The organism is Chromobacterium indicum (genome assembly GCF_039708975.1).
Taxonomy (GTDB): Bacteria; Pseudomonadota; Gammaproteobacteria; order Burkholderiales; family Chromobacteriaceae; genus Chromobacterium; species Chromobacterium piscinae.
Genome location: NZ_JAYFSJ010000002.1, coordinates 268,780 through 286,425, shown reverse-complemented (window position 1 = coordinate 286,425; position 17,646 = coordinate 268,780). Strand labels below are relative to the sequence as shown.

The following is a 17,646-nucleotide window of genomic DNA, read 5'->3' as shown; positions in this document are numbered from 1 at the left end:
GAAGCGAAATGGCGGCCTCTCCCGAAAACCAGAAAGATGTGCAGGACAGCCAAGAGGTGATGAGCCTGGAAGAGCAGCGGAAACGCTTGCGCCAGCTGATCGCCCTGGGCAAAGAGCGTGGGTATCTGACCTACGCCGAAATCAACGACCACCTGCCGGAAGACGTATCCGACGCCGAGCAGATCGAAAACATCGTCACGATGATCGCCGGTCTGGGCATTCAGGTATGCGAGGAAGCGCCTGACGCCGAAACCTTGCTGATGTCTGACGCCACCCCGTCGGTGGCGGATGAAGACGCCGTGGAAGAGGCCGAGGCGGCCTTGTCCTCGGTGGACTCCGAATTCGGCCGCACCACCGACCCGGTGCGCATGTACATGCGCGAAATGGGTTCGGTCGAGCTGTTGACCCGCGAGGGTGAGATCGAGATCGCCAAGCGCATCGAAGACGGTCTCAAGTACATGATCCAGGCCATCTCCGCCTGCCCCGGCACCATCGCCGAGGTGCTGGAGCTGATGGAGCGCGTGTCGCGCGATGAAATCCGCGTCGACGAAGTCGTGGACGGTTTCATCGACCTCAACGCCCCGACCGAAGACGAAGCCCAATTCGCCGAAGCCGAGGACAGCGACGATCTGCTGGACGAGGAAGAGGAAGAGGAAGAGGACGAGGAAGGCGAGGTCGACGCCGATGCCGACGCCGCGGCCAATCTGGAAGAACTGAAGCAGCACGCGCTGGAGCACTTCGCCGGCGTGCGCATGCTGTTCGACAAGATGGTCAAGGCGCTGGGCTCCAAGGGTCCGCAGAGCAAGGAATACCAGGAGTTGCAGGACGCGATCACCACCGAGTTCATGCTGGTGCGCTTCGCAACCCGCCAGGTGGAAAGCCTCTGCGAGTCGCTGCGCGGCCGCGTCAACGAGATCCGCACTTACGAGCGCGACATCCAGGACATCTGCGTCAGCCGCGTGCGCATGGATCGCGCCCACTTCATCAAGGTGTTCCCGGGCAACGAGATCAACACCGACTGGGTGGAAAGCGAGATCGATTCCGGCAAAGCCTGGAGCGAGGCGCTGACCCGCTTCAAGCACGCGATCATCGAGAAGCAGACCCGTCTGTCCGATCTGCAGGACCGGGCGATGCTGTCGATCAAGGCGCTGAAGGAAATCAACCGCCAGATGTCGGCCGGCGAGTCCAAGGCGCGCCGCGCCAAGAAGGAAATGATCGAGGCTAACTTGCGCCTGGTGATTTCCATCGCCAAGAAGTACACCAACCGCGGCCTGCAGTTCCTGGATCTGATCCAGGAAGGCAACATCGGCCTGATGAAGGCGGTGGACAAGTTCGAATACCGCCGCGGCTACAAGTTTTCGACTTACGCCACCTGGTGGATTCGCCAGGCGATCACCCGCTCCATCGCGGACCAGGCGCGCACCATCCGCATTCCGGTGCACATGATCGAGACCATCAACAAGATGAATCGCATCTCGCGTCAGATCCTGCAGGAAAGCGGCCGCGAGCCGGATCCGGCGGAACTGGCCGAAAAGATGGAGATGCCGGAAGAGAAGATTCGCAAGATCATGAAGATTTCCAAGGAGCCCATCTCCATGGAAACCCCGATCGGCGACGACGACGATTCCCATCTCGGCGATTTCATCGAGGACCAGAACAACCTGGCCCCGTCCGACGCGGCGATGTATTCCAGCCTGAAGGACGCGACCAAGGAAGTGCTGGACACGCTGACGCCGCGCGAGGCCAAGGTTCTGCGCATGCGTTTCGGCATCGACATGAACACCGACCACACGTTGGAAGAAGTGGGCAAGCAGTTCGATGTGACCCGCGAGCGGATCCGCCAGATCGAGGCCAAGGCGCTGCGCAAGCTGCGTCATCCAACCCGTTCCGAGCGTCTGCGCAGCTTCCTGGACAGCGAGCCGGGCGGCCAATAAGCGCACTGCTTGAAACGTCGGAAATCCCCAAGCTCCTTGAATAAAGGGCTTGGGGATTTTTATTTTCCCCTGCTATAATCGCCCACTCTTCAGGGCCTCTAGCTCATGCTTGGTTAGAGCAGCGGACTCATAATCCGTTGGTGCCGAGTTCGACTCTCGGGGGGCCCACCAAATACAAGGGGTTGCGCGCAAGCGCAACCCCTTTCTCTTTTTCTGTTCCCCCGAAACTAGCTGGCTGTTCGCGGTTTTCGTGAGCGAATGGCGTATCCAGCCTGGTGACGACTCCCCCTTCCCACGCAAGAAACCCGCGGCGTTCGCGACTAATCTGCAAACGGCAGGGGGAGAGAGCCATGGAATGCTGGAGAACGATTTGTTGGGCTGGGATGCTGTTGATCTTCGCGCAGCCGGCGCAGGCGGCCGGAGCTTGCGTCTTGAGCGGGGCGCAGGAGGCGGGCCGGCAGGCGTCCTTGCTGGAGCTGTACACCTCGGAGGGCTGCAGCAGCTGCCCTCCGGCCGAAAACTGGCTGTCCGGGCTTGCCATGGCGGGGCTGGACGCGAAGCGGGTGGTGCCGCTGGCTTTCCATGTCGATTACTGGGATGGCCTGGGCTGGCGCGACCGTTTCGCCAGCCCCGATTATTCGCAGCGCCAACGCTGGCGCGCGGCGCTGGCGGGATCGTCGCTGATTTACACCCCGCAGATGCTGGTCAATGGACGCGATTGGCGTTTCTCTGGCTACGATGGCCTGCGGGCTAGCCTTCCAGGCGGGCGGACAGGAGCCGCGCTGCGGGTGAGGGGGCGGCAAGCGGGGGATGGCTTGGACATCGAGGCAGAGGCCGTTCTCGCACCCGGCGAGCCGCCACTGCGCCTGATGCTGGCTCTGTTCGAGGACGGCCTGCAAAGCCGGGTGAGCGCGGGAGAGAATGAGGGCAGGCTGTTGAGGCACGACGCGGTGGCGCGGACCCTGGCCGGTCCTTTTCCGCTGAGCGGCGCCAAAACTACGCTGAAATGGCACTTGCGCTTCGCCGATGGCCAGAGGCCGGGCGCCAGCGGCGCGGCGGTCTGGCTGGAGGACGATCGGGGGCGGGTGCGCCAGGCGCTGGCCGCGCATTGCGCAGGTGGCTGAACAGACAGGTGCGCTTTTCGCCGGGAATGCCGATCCTATGCGGGGTCCAGCCACGATATTCGCGGCATGGATTGTCGTTCCATCAGCCCGAGGAGCCTGCATGATGTCGCCAGCCGAAGCCCGCAGCATAGTGGAAGCCCTCGCCATTGGAGTGGATCCGCTCAGTGGCGAGCTGTTGTCGCAACACGCCGTTCTCCGGCAGCCGGAAGTGGTGCGCGCGCTATTCCTGGCCAGCCGGGCGTTGGAAGCCGCCCTGCGCGGCGATGAGGAGCGGGAGGATGGCGAGGCTGCGCCGGCAGCGTTTGTGCCGTCTGTTGTCGCAGCCAGCCGGCGCCGCGCGCGAGCGCTAGCCGCCTGATCCCGATTGCAAACAAAAAACGGAGCGCTGAGGCTCCGTTAGGCAATGCCTGCGCTATAACGCGGCGCCGGGAGACACTCCCTTGGGCAGCAGCAGCCACAGGCTGCCTTGTTGCTTCATCCGGCCGGCGTACATGCCGGCCTCGGTGCCGTAGCCCCAGAACAGATCGGCGCGCAGCGCGCCCTTGATCGCGCTGCCGGTATCCTGGGCATGCACCAGCCGGGTCAGCGGCTCGCTGGAGTGGGGCCAGGTGGTGGACAGATAGACCGGCGCGCCCAGCGGAATGTAGCGCGGGTCCACCGCGATGCTGTAGCCGCCGGTCAGCGGCACGCCCAGAGCGCCGATCGGCCCGCCGTTGTCGCCTGGCAGCTGCTTGAAGAAGATGTAGCTCTGATTGACCGCCAGCAGCTCGTCGCGGCGCTGCGGGTTTTTCGCCAACCAATCCTTGATTCCCTGCATCGACGCCTGCCCCAGCGTCATTTCGCCCTTGTCCACCAGCCATTTGCCTATCGACTGGTAGGGATAGCCGTTCTGGTCGGCGAAGCCGACGTGCAGGAAGCTGCCGTCGTCCAGCTGGATGCGGCCTGAGCCCTGCACCTGCAGGAAGAACAGCTCCACCGGGTCTTCCACCCAGGCGATCACCGGCGCGCTGCCGGCGATGCTGCCCTGGTTGATCTGGCCGCGGGTGAAGTAGGGCAGCAGGCGGGAGCCGGACAGTCTGCCCTTCATGCGGATGCCGCGCGGGTCGGCGGGGAAGTCGGCCGGGTTGATCTCGATATTGCCGCCTGTTGCCAGCGCCAGCCGGCCGGGACCGGTCTGTTTGGCGCGCAGCACGCCGCGATTGCGCTGGCTCATGGGCACATCAACGCTGACCATGTCGCGCGGCGCGCCGTAGACCGGCCACGGCGTGCGATCGGAGCGGTTGAGGCTGCCGTTGAGCAGCGGCTCGTAGTAACCGGTGATCAGGCCGCTGTCGCGGCCGCCGTCGCGCAGCTTCCAGGCGGTGAAGCGGTTTTCGAAGAAGCGGCGCGCGGCGTCGGCGTCATTGTCCGCCAGCGCGCCGGCCTCGCGGCAGACGCCGCTCCAGGCTGGTTTCTTCTGCAGCGTGCGGCAGCTTTGGCGCAGACCTTGAATCGAATCACCGACGGCCTGGTCGTTCCAAGCGGGCAGCGCCGCCGGGCTGGCGCTGTCGGCGCCGGCCGGAATGGTGGGCGCGGGACGTCCGGGCGTGACGGACGGGGTGGTGGTGCAGCCGGCCAGCGCCAGCAAGGCCAGCCATAGCGGCCAGCTTTTCTTGAACAGTGTCTGCTTCATGCTTGAGGCCGGATGGCCTTCCCGTGGTAGATGGTCTGGATTGTAACCTGATGGACGGCCCAGCGTGATGCCGGGCAGATGTGAAGTCATGGAGCTGAAACAAAACCGAAAAGTTTCATCGTTAACATGGACGGGTCCCATGGATAGGGCCGTCGGCGTGGATGCCGAACGGCCATCGTCGCGAGAAATTTGGAGAAAACGATGAAACGAATCGCAAGCCGTACCCTGCTGTTGGCCGCTCTGGCCTGCTCCGGCGCTTTCGCCGCCCACGCCGTTTACGCCGAAGAAGCTGCCGCCGCCGCGCCGACCGACGAGCAGCTGGCCGTCAGCGTCAAGCAAGCTTTGGATGCGGAGCCGGCGCTGAAGCCGCTGGATCTGAAGGTGTCGAGCAAGAAGGGCGAAGTGACGATCGAAGGCGCGATGACCGACGATCAGCAGATGTTCCAGGCTGGCCAGGCGGCCGAGAAGGTACCGGGCGTCAAGTTCGTCATCAACAAGATGGAACAGAAGGGCTGAGTCCGGCCTTGGGTTGACGGAATGTGCGAAAAAGCCGGACTTAGTCCGGCTTTCTTGCGTTCTGCGTTGGGCCGCTCAGGCTTCCAGCGCCAGCAGCTCGGCCATGGTCTGGCGGCGGCGGATCAGCCTGGGCTCGCCTCCGTCCACCAGCACCTCGGCCAGCAGCGGCCGGCTGTTGTAGTTGGACGACATCGATGCGCCATAGGCGCCGGCGTCGTGGAACACCATCAGGTCGCCGACCGCCGCCGGCGGCAGCGGCCGGGTTTCCACAGCGCCGCCTTCCTGCTGGGTGAACACGTCGCCGGATTCGCACAGCGGCCCGGCCACCACGGTATCTTCCGAGCCGGTTTTTTCATGGCCGTCGGCGTCCAGCACGGTGATGTGGTGGTAGCTGCCATACAGCGAGGGCCGCATCAAATCGTTGAAGCCGGCGTCCACCAGCGCGAAGCGGCGGCTCCCCATATTCTTCACCGCGCGAACTTCGGCGAGCAGCGCGCCGGATTCCGCCACCAGGAAGCGGCCGGGCTCGATTTCCAGCCGCACCGGATGGCCGAGGCGCTCGGCAATCCGCCGGCGGGCGGCGTCCCATAATTGGAAATAATGCCCGGTGTCAATGCGCGGCTCGCCGTCGCGGTAGGGGATGGACAGGCCACCGCCGGCGGAGATGGCCTCGATGTCGCAGTCCAGTTTCGCCACCAGATCCACCATCGCGCCGCACACCTGTTCCAGGTGGCCGTAGTCGACGCCGGAGCCGATGTGCATGTGCACCCCGACCAGCCGCAGCTTGAACTGGCGGATGGCCTGCAGCGCCTCGTCCAGATCGCCGTGCCAGATGCCGTGCTTGCTGTTCTCGCCGCCGGTGTTGGTCTTCTGGCTGTGGCCGTGGCCGAAGCCGGGGTTGATGCGCAGCCATACCGGATGGCCGGGCGCGGCTTCGCCCAGCTGGCGCAGCATGTCGATGGAGCCGGCGTTGACCGGGATGTTCTCGGCCACCACTCTGGCCAGCGTCGGCCGGTCCAGCACGTCGGCGGTGAACACGATGTCGGCGTCCTCGCCGCCACCGCGGTAGCCGGCGGCCAGCGCGCGCTCGATCTCGCCCAACGACACCGCGTCCACCTTCACGCCCTCGGCGCGCATCAGCCGCAGGATGTGGGTGTTGGAGTTGGCCTTCTGCGCATAGCGTATGGTGTCGAAGGCCTTCAGCTGAGCGATGCGCTGGCGAATGGCCCCGGCATCGTAGATCCATAGCGGGGTGCCATGCCGGCGGGCGATGGCGGCGAGCTGAAGGTGGTCGAAAGCGTGCATGGCGGATATTCCGGTTAGGGTTTCAAGCCATGATCCGCCTGCTTGATGCAAAAATAAAATAGCAATTTATTGGCATGCCTTTCATTTATGATATGGATTGAATTCAAGAAACGGGAGTGGCCGTGTCGATCAATCTGCGTCACGTCGAGGTATTCCGGGCGGTGATGACCAGCGGCAGCGTCAGCGGCGCCGCGCGCTTGCTGCATACCTCGCAACCGACGGTTAGCCGCGAGCTGGCGCGCTGCGAGCAGCTATTGGGTTTGGCCTTGTTCGAGCGCGGCCACGGCCGGCTGCGGCCTACCCAGCAGGCATTGCAACTGTTCGCCGAAGTGGAGCGCAGCTTCGTCGGCTTGGAGCGCATCGTCGCCAGCGCGGATGCCATCCGCCGGTTCGCCGGCGGCCAATTGGCCATCGCCTGCCTGCCGGTGTTCGCGCAGGCCTTGTTGCCGGCGGCTTGCGCCGATTTCGTCGCCGATTTTCCCGATGTGGGCGTGGACATCAGTCCGCAAGAGTCGCCGTGGCTGGAGGAATGGCTGGCCGCGCAGCGCTTCGACCTGGGCCTGACCGAGCAGCAGCAGGCGCTGGCCGGCTGCCTGGCGCAGCCGCTATGGCAGGGGGACGAGCTGTGCGTGCTGCCGGCGGCGCATCCGCTGGCGGAAAAGCGCAGGCTGGAGGCGCGCGATTTCGCCGGCCTGTCCTTCATCAGCCTGGCGGCCAGCGACAGCTACCGGCAGCAGGTGGATGCCTGGTTCGCGCGCGAAGGCGTGGCGCGGCGGCTGCAGTTGTCCAGCCACAGCGCGGCTTCGGTTTGCGAGATGGTGAGGCTGGGCCTGGGGGTGGCCATCGTCAATCCGCTGACGGCGCTGGCCGAGGCGGGAAGAGGGGTGACGGTGAGGCCGCTGGCCGAGGAGATTCCGTTTTCGGTGCAGCTGGTATTGCCGCAGTTCCGTCCGGCTTCGCCGCTGCCCTTGCGCTTTGTCGATGCCTTGCGTCGGCGGGGTAGCGAGCTGGACAGCAGGCTGGCGGCTTTGTGCGGATGAGGGCTGAAGTTGGTGGGGAATGAATGTTGGTTTGATATAAAAGCAATTATATTGCTTATTTATGGCATTGGATTGTATTTATTCTTTTAATATTCGATTTGGCAGCATTCTGATTTATAAAATACTGTCGCATTCTCGAATCCCGTCCTTGCCATGCGGGTATTTGCGCCTGATTTCTTCTCCCCGCATTGACAGGTCCGACTACTTCGTTCATCAATAGTTCCTGGACGCTATCTTTCATAGAGCAAAAGCGCTATTTGCTATGCTTCTTTGAATGATGGCATGAGTTTGCCTTATTTTTCAGTAGTGACCACTGTCTGTCTCACCCTGGCGTGACTGGCAACGGCCGGCGCCGCGGGTGTCTGCCTTTCCGTCATTCCGCCATGCAGGATTTTTCCTGGGTCCGCGGCAGTTCTGATTACAAGGAACCCATAATGACGTCGTCTGCGCTCAACCCCTTGCGCCAGCCCAAGCCGTTCTATCTGATCTTCTCGATCGAATTCTGGGAGCGTTTCGGTTTCTATGGCCTGCAGGGCATCCTGGCCGTTTACCTAGTGAAGGCCTTGGGCCTGCGCGAGGCTGATTCCTTCACGCTGTTTTCCTCCTTCATCGCGCTGGTGTATGGCCTGATCGCCGTCGGCGGCTGGCTGGGCGACAAGGTGCTGGGCACCAAGCGCACCATCCTGCTGGGCGCGCTGGTGCTGACCGCCGGCTACATGATGGTCACTGCGTCGGCCGACCACATCAGCCTGCTCTATCTGGGCATGGGCACCATCGCGGTGGGCAACGGCCTGTTCAAGGCGAACCCGTCGTCGCTGCTGTCCAAGTGCTACGAGGAGAACGATCCCCGCCTGGACGGCGCTTTCACCATGTACTACATGGCGATCAATATCGGTTCGCTGCTGTCGATGCTGGCCACGCCGTGGCTGGCCGACCGTTTCGGTTACGCCCACGCTTTCGCGCTGTCCGTGGTGGGCATGCTGATCACTGTCGTCAACTTCGTTTTCATGCAGGGCTGGGTCAAGGACTACGGCTCCGACGCCGATTTCCGCAAGCCCAAATTGTCCACCTGGCTGGCGGTGCTGGCCGGCATTGTCGTCGCCTGCGGCGCGGCCGCGCTGCTGCTGAAGCACGAGATCATCGCCAACGTGGTGCTGGCCGTGCTGTCCATCGGCGTGGTGGGCCTGTATGTGAAGGAAACGCTGCTGCTGAAGGGCGCCGAGCGCAAGAAGATGATCGTGGCTGCCATCCTGATGCTGCAGGCGACCGTGTTCTTCGTGTTGTACAACCAGATGCCGCTGTCGCTGAATTTCTTCGCCATCCACAATACCGAGCACACGCTGTTCGGCATCCCGGTGCAGCCGGAGCAGTTCCAGTCGCTGAACCCGTTCTGGATCATGCTGGCCAGCCCGCTGCTGGCGCTGTGCTACAACAAGCTGGGCAACCGCCTGCCGATGCCGCACAAGTTCGCGATCGGCATGGTGCTGTGCGCCGGCGCCTTCCTGGTGCTGCCGCTGGGCGCCAAGTACGCCAACGCCCAAGGCCTGGTGTCGTCCAACTGGATGGTGCTGAGCTATCTGCTGCAGAGCGTGGGCGAGCTGCTGATCTCCGGCCTGGGCCTGGCGATGGTGGCGCAACTGGTGCCGCAGCGCCTGATGGGCTTCATCATGGGCGCTTGGTTCCTGACCTCGGCCGCGTCGTCGGTGATCGCCGGCTGGGTGGCGGGCCTGACCGCCGCGCCGGACAACGTCACCAGTCCGCTGGCCACGCTGGAGATCTACAGCCGCGTGTTCACCCAGATCGGCGTGGTGACCGGCGCGATCGCGATCGTGACCATCATCATCGCGCCGTGGCTGCATCGGATGACGCTGGACGAGAAGCCGGAGCATCCGGAACACGAAATGGCGCTGGACGCTCGCTGAGCGCGGCATCCGCCAAATAGCAACGGGGACCGGTTCGGTCCCCGTTTTGCTTGCCTAGCCGTCCAGCCGGCGGCTCCAGTCTTCCAGCTGGCCGCTTTCCAGCCTTTTCTCGATCAGCTGTCGCCAGGACTCCACCAGCGGCAGCCGGGAGATCTCCAGCAGCAACTCGCGTTCCAGGCCGCGGCGGTAGAACACTTCGGCCAGTCGCGCCAGCGTCCAGTCGGGGTGCGGACGCGTTAGCAGGCGGATGTCGTCGCCGGCGCCGACATCGCCCTCGCGCAGCACCCGGCAGTACCAGCCGGTACGGCCGCTGTCCTGCAGGCGTTTGGCCATGTCGCGCTGGTCGAAACGGTGATTGAGCTTCCAGCAAGGCTGGCGGCCCTGGGAGATTTCCAGCACTGCGGCGCCGATGGCCAATTGGTCGCCCAGGCACAGCGTGGTCTCGTCCATGCCCAGGGTGCTGAGGTTTTCGCCGAAGCCGCCGGGCTGCTCCAGCGCCGGACGCGGGCCGATTTCGCCGCGCCAGCGGGCGTAATGCTCGAAGGCGTACAGGTGCACCGCCTTGTGCGGGCCACCGTGGTGGCGCGGGTCGCCCTGCTCGTCGCCGGCCAGGCCCAGCGCGCCCACGGATGCGCGTCCCGCCAGCGGCTGCTTGGCGATGGCGCTGAGCGCGCCGGGACGGACATAGGGAGCGGCTTTGCCGGTCAATACCGCCAGCACGCTGCCGATGACGGTTTCCCGGCTCATTCCGCCAGCTCCACCACTACCCGCTTGTTGCGCGCGCCCTTGCTTTCTATCTTTTTCACCCGCACCCGGCCCACTTCGCCGGTGCGCGCGACGTGGGTGCCGCCGCAGGGCTGCAGATCCACGCCCTCCACCTCGATCAGCCGGATTTCCGGCAGGTGCAAGGGCGGCGTCACCGACATGGTGCGGATCAGCTCAGGCTGCGCCTTCAGCGCTTCGCCGCTGGTCATTTTCACCGCGAGCGGCAGGTCGGCGGCCACCAGCCGGTTCAGCTCGGCCTCGATATGCTCCTTGTCCAGTTCCATGCCTTCCGGCAGCGCGAAGTCCAGCCGGCCCGACTCCGCGGTCATGTTGCCGCCGGTGACGCCGGCCTTGATCACCACGCCCAGCAAATGCAGACAGGTGTGGATGCGCATGTGGCGGTAGCGGCGGTCCCAGTCCAGCTCCAGCGTCACCTCGGTTCCCGGCGCGAGGCGGACATCGCTCTCGGTCTGGTGCTGGATGGCGCGGGTCTCGCGGTCGCGGCGGGTGTCGGCGATGCGCAGCGTCGCGCCGTCGGCCAGCGTCAGGGTGGCGCTGTCGCCGGGCTGGCCGCCGCCCAGCGGATAGCACAGCGTGTCTTCCAGCGTCAGGCCGGCGTCGTCGTGGCTGAGCACGCGGGTGGCCAGGCGGGTCTGGTAGGGGGCTTGATAGAATCGTTCCGTCATGATGCGTCCTTTGTCGTCTTGTCTGGACAGGGTGACGGCTGCCGGGCGGGATTTCAAGTGACAGCGCCGCGGAGAAAAGACGGTAACAGCTTGTGGCGCAAGGCTTTAACGCCGATAATCGCCGCCAATCGATTTTTAAAGCCGTTAGCCATGCAAAGACACAATCTGGAACACTACAATCCGCCGCCGGACACCGGCCTTTCCGTGATCTACGCCGACAGCTGCCTGCTGGTGCTGGACAAGCCCAGCGGCCTGTTGTCGGTGCCGGGGCGGGGCGAGGACAAGGCCGATTGCCTGATCAGTCGCGCGCAGAAGGTTTACCCGGACGCGCTGACCGTGCACCGTCTGGACATGGACACCTCCGGCCTGGTGGTGATGGGCCGCGGCCCGGAGATGCAGCGCGCGCTGTCCATCGCCTTCATGGACCGCAAGGTGAAGAAGCGCTATATCGCGGTGGTGGACGGCATCGTGGAAAGCAATAGCGGCACGGTGGACCTGCCGCTGATCATCGATTGGCCGAACCGGCCGCGGCAAAAGGTGGATTTCGATGAGGGCAAGGAAGCCATCACCCATTACCGGGTGATTCTGCGCGACACCGGCCGCAACATCAGCCGGATGGAACTGGACCCGCAAACCGGCCGCGCCCACCAGCTGCGCATGCACATGCTGCACCTGGAGTCCGGCCACCCCATCCTCGGCGACGACATCTACGCGCCGCCGGAGGCGCTGGCCAAGGCCGACCGCCTGCTGCTGCACGCGTCGCGGCTGGTGTTGCGCCACCCGGTGACTTTCGAGGAGATGGAGTTCGAGGCGCCGGCGCCGTTCTGAGGCCGGGCCTTGTCCGCAAAAAAGGGATGCTCTTCGGCATCCCTTTTGTTTTGGCCGGCCGGGCGGCTTACTGCCGCGCGGCGCGGACGTTGTCCGTCGGCGGGGCGTCCGCATTGCTGCGCCACGGATTGATGTCCAGTCCGCCGCGGCGGGTGTAGCGGGCGTAGACGGTCAGCTTTTGCGGCGCGCAGGCGCGCAGCACGTCGACGAAAATGCGCTCCACGCATTGCTCGTGGAATTCGTTGTGCTGGCGGAAGCCGATCAGATATCTCAGCAGCGCTTCTCGGTCTATCTTCGGCCCGGTGTAGCGGATGGACACGCTGCCCCAGTCCGGCTGGCCGGTGACCAGGCAGTTGGATTTCAACAGATTGCTGCACAGCGTCTCGCTGACGATGTCGGCGGCGTCGGCCTTGAGAACCTCAGGGCAGGGCGCGTAGTGGTCGACCTCGATGTCCAGCTCGTCGATGTACTCGCCTGCCAGTTCGCGTACCTGTTCGGCGGCGAAGGCCTGCGGCAGCGCGATGGAGACCGAAACCTCCGCGCCGGCGGCTGCGGACAGGTCGCGCGCCAACTGGGCGGAGAGGGCGTCGACGCCGTCCATCCGCGTCTGGTTGTAGCTGTTCAGGTAGAGCTTGAACGACTTGGACTCGATCAGCCTGGGGCTGGCGGCCGGGATGCGGAAGGTGGCGATGCCGACCTGCGGCTTGCCGCGGGGGTTGAGCCAGGACAGCTCGAAGCCGGTCCAGATGTCGACGCCGGCGAAGGGCAGCGCGGCTTCATCCACGCCGATTTCGTCGCGCTTGGCCTGGCGCGCGATCGGGAACAGCAGGGAGGGATCGTAATGGTCCTGATAACTGACGGTCTTGCCCAGCGGCGAATGTTCGGGGGTGAGATGGCTCATGGTTGCGACTTTCTAACCGAATGCTGATGAATCATAGCCAGGTGGCTCAATGCTCGCGGCGCATGAATTGGCGCGGGCGGAAGCCCAGCGCGAACAAGGCTGCGAAGTAGACCGCCGCGCCGACGCCGACCAGCAGCAGCAGCCACAGCGCGCGCTGCCAGGCGTGGCCGTGCCAGTCTATCGGCAGCCACTGCAGGCAGGCCAGCAGCGCGGCGGCCATCGCCGCGATCGCGACGATGAGTTTGGCGAGGAAGGATTTCCAGCCGGCCTCGGGCCGGTAGATGCCGCGCTTGCGCAGCGTGTACATCAACAGGCCGGCGTTGATGCAGGAAGCGAGGCCGATCGACAGCGCCAGGCCGGCGTGCTTCAGCGGGAACACGAAGGCCAGGTTCATCACCTGGGTGATGATCAAGGTGGTCACTGCGATGCGCACCGGCGTCTTGATGTCCTGGCGCGCGTAGAAGCCCGGCGCCAGCACCTTGACCAGAATCAGCCCGAGCAGGCCGAAGGAGTAGGCGATCACCGCCTGCTGCGACATCAGCGCGTCGTGGGCGCTGAACTTGCCGTACATGAACATGGTGTACAGCAGCGGGCCGGATAGCAGGCCCAGGCCGACGGTGGCCGGCACCGCCAGCAGCAGAGACAGCCGGATGCCCCAATCCAGCAGCACGCTGAACTCGGCGTCGGACTTGCTGGCCGCGTGCTTGGACAAGGATGGCAACAGGATGGTGCCGAGCGCCACGCCCAGCACGCCGGACGGGAATTCCATCAGCCGGTCGGCGTAATACATCCACGACACGCTGCCGGTGGGCAGGAAGGAGGCGAAGGTGGAGTTGATCAGCAGCGAGATCTGGGCCACCGACACGCCGAAGATCGCTGGGCCCATCTGCCGGATCACCCGCCACACTTCCGGATCGCGGAAGGCGAGGATAGGGCGGGCCAGCATGCCGACCTGCTTCAGGAAGGGCAGTTGCCATACCAGCTGGATCAGGCCGCCGACGAACACCGCCCACGCCATCGCCATGATGGGCGGATGGAAGTAATGGGTGAAGCACAGCGCGAACACGATGAAGCTGAGGTTCAGGAAGGTGGGTGTGAAGGCCGGGATTGAAAATTTTCCCCAGCTGTTCAGGATGCTGCCGGTCATCGACGACAGCGAAATGAAGAATATATAAGGGAAAGACACCCGCAGGATGTCGGCGAACAGCGCGGCCTTGGCCGGCTCGCGGTAGAAGCCCGGCGCCGAGATCCACATGATGGCGGGCGCGGCCAGCATGCCTATCGCCGTCACCAGCAGCAGCACCGAACCCAGCACGCCGGTGACCTTGGCGACGAACTCGCGCGTTTCCTCATGGGTCTTGTTCTGCTTGTACTCGCCGAGGATGGGCACGAAAGCCTGCGAGAACGCGCCTTCGGCGAACAGCCGGCGCAGCATGTTGGGAATCTTGAAGGCGGCGTTGAAGGCGTCGGCGGCCATGCCGGCGCCGAAGATGCGGGCGACCAGGGTGTCGCGCACCAGGCCGAGGACGCGGGACACCATGGTCATGCTGCTGACTGCAGCCAGGGCCTTGAGCAGGTTCATTTTGGTTTGACGGCCGATACTGGACGGATTGAGCAAGCCCGCTAGTTTACGCTGGCGGGTTTATTGTTGCAAAACCTGAGTTTAGGGCTTAGAATCGCGGGTTTCAGATTCCGCTATCAGGAGAAAGATTCATGGCTAACAGCGCACAAGCTCGCAAGCGTGCACGCACAGCCCTTAAGCAGCGCGCGCATAACGCCAGCCTGCGTACTGCGTTCCGTACCGCAGTGAAGAAAGTGCTCAAGGCAATTGAAGCCGGCGACAAGGCCGCCGCTCGCGTGGTGTTCCAGGCTTCGGAAAAAGTGATCGACCGCATTGCTGACAAGGGCGTGTTCCACAAGAACAAGGCTGCTCGTCACAAGAGCCGTCTGTCCGCTCAGATCAAGGCCATGGCCTAATCGATCGACAGCCCAGGCTGCAAGAATACGCAGAGGCTCCGCAATAGCGGGGCCTTTTGTGTATCCGCGCCCCCGTCGCAGCGATGCGGCGGGGGCGTTGTCCTTTCCCGCGTCGACAAGGGCAAGGGGCTTATGCATACTCGTAGCCATTGACTTTGCATAAAAAGGAGGCGCTGCCGATGAAAACCGCCATTGCGATTCGCCATGTCGCGTTCGAGGATCTCGGGTCCTTGCACCGCCAGTTGGAAATGCGCGGCTACCGCATCGAATACCGCGAGGCCGGGGTGGACCGGCTGGACAGTCCGGCTCTGGAGCAGGCCGACCTGCTGGTGGTGCTGGGCGGTCCGATCGGCGTCGGCGACGACGATCTGTATCCGTTTCTCCAGCAGGAGCGATTGTTGCTGGAGCAGAGGCTGAGGCGGCGGCGGCCGACGCTGGGCATCTGCCTGGGGGCGCAATTGATGGCGAGCGCGCTTGGCGCGCCGGTGGCGCCGATGGGGCATAAGGAAATCGGCTACGCGCCGCTGCGTCTGACGGATGCCGGCAGGGTGTCGCCGCTGGCGCCGCTGGCCGACGCGCCGGTGCTGCACTGGCATGGCGATCAGTTCGCCATTCCCCACGGCGCGCAGTGCCTGGCGGGCAGCGAGCTGTGTCCTCACCAGGCTTTCGCCGTCGAGGATTACGCCCTCGGTTTGCAATTCCATCCGGAAGTGGAGCCGGCGCAGCTGGAACGTTGGCTGATCGGCCACAGCGGCGAGCTGGCGGCGGCCGGCATCGATCCGCGCGAGCTGCGCGAGCAGAACCGGCGGCACGGCGACGCCTTGCCCGCGCTGGCCGCCCAGGTGATAACTAGCTGGCTGAGCGGCATCCGCGCCTAGCCAGAGTCTACAGCAGGCGCGCCGCCTGGCGGGCCATCTCGCCTTCCTCGTCGGTGGGCAGCACATAGGCCGGCAGACGGCTGCCGGCGGCGGTGAGCCGGCGCGCGTGGGCGAGGTTGGCCGCGTGGTCCAGCTCGAAGCCCAGCCAGGACAGCTGCTGCAAGATCCTGGCCCTCACCTCCGCCGAGTGCTCGCCTATGCCGGCGGTGAAGATCAACGCGTCCAGGCCGCGCATCGCCGCGGCCAGGCTGGCCGCCTCGCGCGCCGCCCGGTAGCAGAACAGCTCCACCGCCTCGCGGGCCTCCGGCAACTCGCTGGCCAGCAGCTCGCGCATGTCGGCCGACACGCCGGACACGCCCAAGAGGCCGGAGTTCTTGTACAGCTCGCGCCGCACGTCCTTCACCCCCATGCCTTCATGCTCTTGCCAGTACAGGATCACCTCCGGGTCGATATAGCCGGGCCGGCTGCCCATCATCAGGCCGTCCACCGCCGAAAACCCCATGCTGGACGCCACGCTCTTGCCGGATTCGATCGCGCAGGCGCTGGCGCCGCTGCCCAGGTGGCAGACCACCACCTTGCCGTGGGCCAGGCCGATTTCCGGCAGCCGCCGCGCGATGGCGGCGTAGGACAGGCCGTGGAAGCCGTAGCGGCGCACGCCCTCGTCATGCCAGTGGCGGGCGATGCCGAAGCGGGTGGCCACCGTCGGCTGGGTGGAGTGGAAGGCGGTGTCGAAGCAGGCGATTTGCGGCAGCTGCGGATCTATCCGGCTGAAGGCGTCTATCACCGCCAGGCTGACCGGCTGGTGCAGCGGCGCCAGCGCGATGTAGTCGTCCAGCGCCGTTCGCACATCGGCGTCCATCCGCACCGGTTCGCGGAAGCGGTTGCCTCCATGCACCACGCGGTGGGCCAGGGCCCGCGCTTCCAGGCCCTGGTCGGCCAGGCCGTTCAGCGCCGCCGCCAGCGCGGTGTCGTGCGCGGCGTCGGCCAGGCCGCGTTCGGCCAGTTTCTGGCCATTGGCGTCGGCCAGCGAGAACAAGGCCTCGCGGCTGCCGAAGCGGTCCACCATGCCGCGCGCCAGCAGCGTCTGGCCGTCCAGCGAGAAGGCGCGGAACTTCAGCGTGGCGGAGCCGGCGTTGATCGCCAGCAGGCAGCGGTTCATGGACGTCCTCCCTGGCGGCGTTTCTGATGGGCAAGCAGGCTGGCGATGGCGCTGGAGGCGAGGCGGCCGCTGGCGTCGTCGGCGCGGCTGGTCAACACCATCGGCACCCGCGCGCCCATCACGATGCCGGCGGAGGCGGCCTGGGCGAGGTAGGTCAGCTGTTTGCCCAGCATATTGCCGGCTTCCAGGTCCGGCACCAGCAGGATGTCGGGATCGCCGGCCACCGGCGAGACGATGCCTTTGCTCTCTGCAGCCTCCTTGGAGATGGCGTTGTCGAAAGCCAGCGGGCCGTCCAGGATGGCGCCGGTGATCTGGCCGCGGTCGGCCATCTTGCACAGCGCGGCGGCGTCCAGCGTCGAGCGCATGTCGGGGTTGATGGTTTCCACCGCGGCCAGGATGGCCACCTTGGGGCAAGGGATGCCCAGCGCGTGGGTGAGGTCGATGGCGTTTTGGCAGATGTCGCGCTTGGTAATCAGATCCGGCTCGATGTTGACCGCGGCGTCGGTGATGAACAGGTAGCGCGGATAGCTTTCCACCTTCATCACCCAGACGTGGCTGATGCGGCGGTCGGTGCGGATGCCGGTGTCGCGCGCCAGCGCGGCGCTCATGAATTCGTCGGTGTGCAGGCTGCCCTTCATCAGGATGTCGGCGTAGCCGTCGCGGGTCAGCTGCACCGCGCGCGAGGCTGCGGCGTGGCTGTGCTCCACATCTATGCATTCGAAGCGCCGAATGTCGATTTCCAATTCGTCGGCCAGTTTCTGCAGCCGCGCCTGCGGCGCCACCAGGATGGGAGTGGCGATGCCGTTGTCGGCGGCCTCCACCGCGCCCAGCAAGGATTCGCGGCTGCAGGGGTGGGCCACCGCCATCGGCAGCGCGCCCAGCTGGCGCGCCTGTTGCAGGATGTCGTCGAATGCGTGGGTATCGTGAATCATGCCGCTC

General features: G+C 65.0%; 17 protein-coding genes and 1 tRNA gene. 10 read left to right on the top strand and 8 right to left on the bottom strand.

Features of this window, described 5'->3' with window-relative positions:
• The first annotated feature begins 8 nt into the window (after positions 1–8).
• From rpoD to VA599_RS03980, 4 genes are all read left to right on the top strand, one after another.
• Positions 9–1,934, top strand: coding sequence for an RNA polymerase sigma factor RpoD (gene rpoD / locus VA599_RS03995; protein WP_021478761.1), 1,926 nt, complete (start codon positions 9–11; stop codon positions 1,932–1,934).
• A gap of 92 nt (positions 1,935–2,026) precedes the next feature.
• A tRNA-Ile gene (locus VA599_RS03990) sits at positions 2,027–2,105 on the top strand.
• Between the two features lie 260 nt (positions 2,106–2,365).
• Positions 2,366–3,058: a DUF1223 domain-containing protein gene (locus tag VA599_RS03985; protein ID WP_161627509.1), complete on the top strand. Its 693-nt coding sequence runs from the start codon at positions 2,366–2,368 to the stop codon at positions 3,056–3,058.
• Between the two features lie 100 nt (positions 3,059–3,158).
• Positions 3,159–3,416 (top strand): hypothetical protein, encoded by a 258-nt coding sequence (locus VA599_RS03980; protein WP_346787730.1) that lies wholly within the window; start codon positions 3,159–3,161, stop codon positions 3,414–3,416.
• 54 nt (positions 3,417–3,470) lie between these two features.
• On the opposite strand, the gene mltA is transcribed toward VA599_RS03980, so the two are convergent.
• Positions 3,471–4,730, bottom strand: a complete 1,260-nt coding sequence (mltA, locus tag VA599_RS03975; RefSeq protein ID WP_346787729.1) for a murein transglycosylase A — start codon at positions 4,728–4,730, stop codon at positions 3,471–3,473.
• A 201-nt stretch (positions 4,731–4,931) separates the two neighbouring features.
• Between mltA and VA599_RS03970 the strand changes: the two genes are divergently transcribed.
• Positions 4,932–5,246 carry a BON domain-containing protein gene (locus VA599_RS03970; RefSeq protein ID WP_346787728.1) on the top strand — a complete coding sequence of 105 codons (315 nt, stop codon included), beginning with the start codon at positions 4,932–4,934 and terminating at the stop codon, positions 5,244–5,246.
• Between the two features lie 75 nt (positions 5,247–5,321).
• Here VA599_RS03970 and lysA read toward each other — a convergent pair whose 3' ends face one another.
• Complete coding sequence (gene lysA, locus VA599_RS03965) at positions 5,322–6,551, bottom strand: diaminopimelate decarboxylase (RefSeq protein WP_346787727.1); 1,230 nt, start codon at positions 6,549–6,551, stop codon at positions 5,322–5,324.
• 122 nt (positions 6,552–6,673) lie between these two features.
• On the opposite strand from lysA, the gene VA599_RS03960 reads away from it, so the two are divergent.
• Together VA599_RS03960 and dtpA are read left to right on the top strand one after the other, a co-directional pair.
• Positions 6,674–7,591 (top strand): LysR family transcriptional regulator, encoded by a 918-nt coding sequence (locus VA599_RS03960; RefSeq protein ID WP_346787725.1) that lies wholly within the window; start codon positions 6,674–6,676, stop codon positions 7,589–7,591.
• Between the two features lie 434 nt (positions 7,592–8,025).
• The gene (gene dtpA, locus VA599_RS03955; protein WP_031296906.1) at positions 8,026–9,513 is read left to right on the top strand and encodes a dipeptide/tripeptide permease DtpA; all 1,488 of its coding nucleotides are present in this window, start codon (positions 8,026–8,028) and stop codon (positions 9,511–9,513) included.
• Between the two features lie 54 nt (positions 9,514–9,567).
• On the opposite strand, the gene VA599_RS03950 is transcribed toward dtpA, so the two are convergent.
• Positions 9,568–10,260 carry an MOSC domain-containing protein gene (locus tag VA599_RS03950; RefSeq protein WP_346787723.1) on the bottom strand — a complete coding sequence of 231 codons (693 nt, stop codon included), beginning with the start codon at positions 10,258–10,260 and terminating at the stop codon, positions 9,568–9,570.
• On the bottom strand, positions 10,257–10,964 hold the full coding sequence (locus tag VA599_RS03945; protein ID WP_031296908.1) for an alanyl-tRNA editing protein: 708 nt from the start codon (positions 10,962–10,964) through the stop codon (positions 10,257–10,259). Before VA599_RS03945 ends, VA599_RS03950 begins: the two co-directional genes overlap by 4 nt.
• A 150-nt stretch (positions 10,965–11,114) precedes the next feature.
• Here VA599_RS03945 and VA599_RS03940 point away from each other — a divergent pair, with 150 nt between their 5' ends.
• Positions 11,115–11,792: a pseudouridine synthase gene (locus VA599_RS03940; RefSeq protein ID WP_231151060.1), complete on the top strand. Its 678-nt coding sequence runs from the start codon at positions 11,115–11,117 to the stop codon at positions 11,790–11,792.
• A 67-nt stretch (positions 11,793–11,859) separates the two neighbouring features.
• Here the strand turns inward: VA599_RS03940 and queF are convergent, their stop codons facing one another.
• Positions 11,860–12,693, bottom strand: coding sequence for an NADPH-dependent 7-cyano-7-deazaguanine reductase QueF (queF, locus tag VA599_RS03935; RefSeq protein WP_346787722.1), 834 nt, complete (start codon positions 12,691–12,693; stop codon positions 11,860–11,862).
• A 46-nt stretch (positions 12,694–12,739) separates the two neighbouring features.
• Positions 12,740–14,275 carry a murein biosynthesis integral membrane protein MurJ gene (gene murJ / locus VA599_RS03930; protein WP_346787721.1) on the bottom strand — a complete coding sequence of 512 codons (1,536 nt, stop codon included), beginning with the start codon at positions 14,273–14,275 and terminating at the stop codon, positions 12,740–12,742.
• 131 nt (positions 14,276–14,406) lie between these two features.
• Here murJ and rpsT point away from each other — a divergent pair, with 131 nt between their 5' ends.
• On the top strand, positions 14,407–14,670 hold the full coding sequence (rpsT, locus tag VA599_RS03925) for a 30S ribosomal protein S20 (protein WP_011137294.1): 264 nt from the start codon (positions 14,407–14,409) through the stop codon (positions 14,668–14,670).
• A gap of 179 nt (positions 14,671–14,849) precedes the next feature.
• Positions 14,850–15,548 carry a glutamine amidotransferase gene (locus VA599_RS03920; protein WP_346787720.1) on the top strand — a complete coding sequence of 233 codons (699 nt, stop codon included), beginning with the start codon at positions 14,850–14,852 and terminating at the stop codon, positions 15,546–15,548.
• Between the two features lie 7 nt (positions 15,549–15,555).
• Here the strand turns inward: VA599_RS03920 and VA599_RS03915 are convergent, their stop codons facing one another.
• Together VA599_RS03915 and VA599_RS03910 are read right to left on the bottom strand one after the other, a co-directional pair.
• A complete protein-coding gene (locus VA599_RS03915) occupies positions 15,556–16,707 on the bottom strand; it encodes an acetate/propionate family kinase (protein ID WP_104945240.1) in 1,152 nt (383 codons plus the stop codon).
• Positions 16,704–17,639, bottom strand: a complete 936-nt coding sequence (locus VA599_RS03910) for a phosphate acetyltransferase (RefSeq protein WP_346787719.1) — start codon at positions 17,637–17,639, stop codon at positions 16,704–16,706. Before VA599_RS03910 ends, VA599_RS03915 begins: the two co-directional genes overlap by 4 nt.
• Positions 17,640–17,646 lie beyond the last annotated feature (7 nt).

Excerpts from the sequence above, each read along its gene's own strand:
- rpoD (WP_021478761.1), top strand. The coding sequence starts at position 9 with ATGGCGGCCTCTCCCGAAAACCAGAAAGATGTGCAGGACAGCCAAGAG.
- VA599_RS03980 (WP_346787730.1), top strand. The coding sequence starts at position 3,159 with ATGATGTCGCCAGCCGAAGCCCGCAGCATAGTGGAAGCCCTCGCCATT.
- mltA (WP_346787729.1), bottom strand. The coding sequence starts at position 4,730 with ATGAAGCAGACACTGTTCAAGAAAAGCTGGCCGCTATGGCTGGCCTTG.
- VA599_RS03970 (WP_346787728.1), top strand. The coding sequence starts at position 4,932 with ATGAAACGAATCGCAAGCCGTACCCTGCTGTTGGCCGCTCTGGCCTGC.
- lysA (WP_346787727.1), bottom strand. The coding sequence starts at position 6,551 with ATGCACGCTTTCGACCACCTTCAGCTCGCCGCCATCGCCCGCCGGCAT.
- dtpA (WP_031296906.1), top strand. The coding sequence starts at position 8,026 with ATGACGTCGTCTGCGCTCAACCCCTTGCGCCAGCCCAAGCCGTTCTAT.
- VA599_RS03950 (WP_346787723.1), bottom strand. The coding sequence starts at position 10,260 with ATGAGCCGGGAAACCGTCATCGGCAGCGTGCTGGCGGTATTGACCGGC.
- VA599_RS03945 (WP_031296908.1), bottom strand. The coding sequence starts at position 10,964 with ATGACGGAACGATTCTATCAAGCCCCCTACCAGACCCGCCTGGCCACC.
- VA599_RS03940 (WP_231151060.1), top strand. The coding sequence starts at position 11,115 with ATGCAAAGACACAATCTGGAACACTACAATCCGCCGCCGGACACCGGC.
- queF (WP_346787722.1), bottom strand. The coding sequence starts at position 12,693 with ATGAGCCATCTCACCCCCGAACATTCGCCGCTGGGCAAGACCGTCAGT.
- murJ (WP_346787721.1), bottom strand. The coding sequence starts at position 14,275 with ATGAACCTGCTCAAGGCCCTGGCTGCAGTCAGCAGCATGACCATGGTG.
- rpsT (WP_011137294.1), top strand. The coding sequence starts at position 14,407 with ATGGCTAACAGCGCACAAGCTCGCAAGCGTGCACGCACAGCCCTTAAG.
- VA599_RS03920 (WP_346787720.1), top strand. The coding sequence starts at position 14,850 with ATGAAAACCGCCATTGCGATTCGCCATGTCGCGTTCGAGGATCTCGGG.
- VA599_RS03915 (WP_104945240.1), bottom strand. The coding sequence starts at position 16,707 with ATGAACCGCTGCCTGCTGGCGATCAACGCCGGCTCCGCCACGCTGAAG.
- VA599_RS03910 (WP_346787719.1), bottom strand. The coding sequence starts at position 17,639 with ATGATTCACGATACCCACGCATTCGACGACATCCTGCAACAGGCGCGC.